Source organism: Mycobacterium scrofulaceum, assembly GCF_001667885.1.
GTDB lineage: Bacteria > Actinomycetota > Actinomycetes > Mycobacteriales > Mycobacteriaceae > Mycobacterium > Mycobacterium scrofulaceum_C.
Genome location: NZ_LZJW01000160.1, coordinates 1 through 2433, shown reverse-complemented (window position 1 = coordinate 2433; position 2433 = coordinate 1). Strand labels below are relative to the sequence as shown.

The 2433-nt window shown below is 67.7% G+C and carries 3 protein-coding genes; all 3 read left to right on the top strand.

Annotated elements, in window-relative coordinates; translation table 11 throughout:
* Positions 1-1217, top strand: a 1217-nt coding sequence (locus A5681_RS22660) for a PPE family protein (protein WP_082968500.1), incomplete at its 5' end; no start/stop codon positions are given.
* A 411-nt stretch (positions 1218-1628) separates the two neighbouring features.
* On the top strand, positions 1629-1928 hold the full coding sequence (locus A5681_RS22655) for a PE family protein (protein WP_047324320.1): 300 nt from the start codon (positions 1629-1631) through the stop codon (positions 1926-1928).
* Between the two features lie 287 nt (positions 1929-2215).
* Positions 2216-2433 (top strand): WXG100 family type VII secretion target (locus A5681_RS22650; RefSeq protein WP_067280784.1); only part of this gene is annotated, 218 nt, incomplete at its 3' end.

Below are 2433 nucleotides of genomic sequence, written 5' to 3'. Positions count from 1 at the left end.
TGTTTGATTTTGGGGCGCTTCCGCCGGAGGTTAATTCGGCGCGGATTTATGCCGGTCCGGGGTCGGGGTCGTTGATGACGGCGGCGTCGGCGTGGAATGCGATCGCCGCGGAGCTGCAGTCGGCTGCGTTGAGTTATCAGAATGTGGTGACCCAGCTGGCCAGTGAGGAGTGGGCGGGTACGGCCTCGGCGGCGATGGCGGCGGCGGCCACGCCGTATGCGGAGTGGTTGGCGAGCACGGCGACGCAGGCCGAGCAGGCGGCGGTGCAGGCCGCCGCGGCGGCGGCGGCTTATGAGGCGGCGTTCGCTGCGGTGGTGCCGCCGCCGGTGATCGCGGCCAATCGTGCTTTGGTGCAGCAGTTGCAGGCCACCAATGTGATCGGGCAGAACACCGGGGCGATCGCGCAGTTGGAGGCCCAGTACGGCGAGTTTTGGGCTCAGGATGCCGGGGCGATGGCCAACTACTCGGCGCAGTCCACGGCGGCGACCAAGGGCATCACGCAGTTCCAGGCCGCGCCGAAGGTCACCAACGACGCGGGCACGGCCACCCAGGCCAGCACGGTGGCCAATGCGACGGCCAACACCACCGCGGGCAACGCGGCCAACACCGTGCAAAAGGCGGCTACCACGGCCACCACGACCGCGGCCCCGCAGGCCGCCGCGGCGGCTCAGTCGACGACCGATCCGATGTCGGAGTTGTGGTTCTTGTTGACCGGCCAGACCGTGTTCCCCACCAACCTCGGCGCGGCGGTCAACGGCTACAGCCCGTTCGCCAGCCTGTTCTATAACACCGAGGGTCTGCCGTACTTCAGTACTGGTATGGCCAACACGTTCACCCAGATCGCCAAGTCGGTCGGGGCGATCGGTGGTGCGGCTCCGGCGGCGGCCAAGGCGCTGCCCGGTCTGGGTGGGCTCGGTGGCCTGCTCGGCGGTGGCGCCGGCGCGGTGCACCCGGCGGCCGCCATCGGCGGCGCGGCCTCCATCGGTGGCAAGTTGTCGGTGCCGGTGGCCTGGACCGGCGCCCCGGCACTGCCGGCGATGGGCCACACCGCGGTCCCGGTCAGCGCGATCAGCGCCGCACCCGAGGCCGCCGGGGGACCGGGCAATCTGCTCGGCGGCATGCCCCTGGCCGGAGTCGGCAACGGCACCCACGCCGGCGCCGGCCCCCGCTACGGATTCCGCCCCACCGTCATGGCCCGCCCACCCTTCGCCGGATAACAACCGTCGATATTTCAGCGGCAGGGTCGGAAGGTTAACGGGTGGGATACGCACGCCTTCGGTCGCAGGCGACCGCGGGGCTTTCGGGAGGCGCGTCGTGGCGCCGCCGGCTGCCCGCACACCGGTTGCTAGCCGGGCGACGGCGAATAATCGGCAACGAGATTTTTTCGGGTCCTGCCCTGCGGCGGTGCTCGGGGAAACGCGTACCTGCCACTTTGGCCACCGGGTTGGTCACAGTTTGCTGTGAGGGGAGGCGGCCAGGCCAACACGCTGTTACTCTGACGTTACTAAAAGTGAATTCGTCGTACCGTCACGTGAACAGTTGCAAACTGACGGCTTCAGGATCAGCTTCAACGGCCGTCGTCATCTAGTCTCTGCAGAGTCGGGGATTGAACTAGGAGGGAACCAAGTATGTCGTTCGTGACCACACAGCCCGAGGCTCTGGCTGCGGCGGCCGGAAACTTGCAGGCCATTGGCTCAACGCTGAGCGCCCAGAACGCGGCTGCTGCCGCCCCCACGACCGGGGTGGTGCCCGCTGCTGCCGACGAGGTGTCGGCGCTGACGGCGGCGCAGTTCGCCGCGCACGCGCAGATGTACCAGGCGGTCAGTGCGCAGGCCGCCGCCATTCACGAGGCGTTCGTGAACACGCTGTCGACCAGCTCTGGCTCGTACGCTGCCACCGAGGCAATCAACGCAGCTGCTGCGGGCTGATTGGGTTGGCGGTTCGGGGTCTGGGAAGGGACGTCTTCGACGTGCGCTCCCGCCTAACCGCCCAGCTACCGATGATCTCGGGGGCTGACGGCCGGACAACTCAAACGCCGGAGTTCGGGTTTGACGTCCGTCTCACCGTGTTACAGCGACCGGTGGCCGCCGGCTGACGGGAAGGGGGGATCATCCTTTTGCATTCGGCTCGGCGGTTCGCCAGCGCGTGACCGGTCCGGCCATCGTCGTCACCACAGCAGGTATCTGAGTAATCACGTATTAAGGAGAAAGCCAAGATGGCAACACGTTTCATGACCGACCCGCACGAGATGCGGGCGATGGCGGGCCGCTTCGAGGTGCACGCCCAGACGGTCGAGGACGAGGCGCGCAAGATGTGGGCGTCCTCGATGAACATCGCCGGCTCGGGCTGGAGCGGCCAGGCGCAGGCGACCTCGTACGACACCATGGGCCAGGTCAACCAGGCCTTCCGCAACATCGTCAACATGCTCCACGG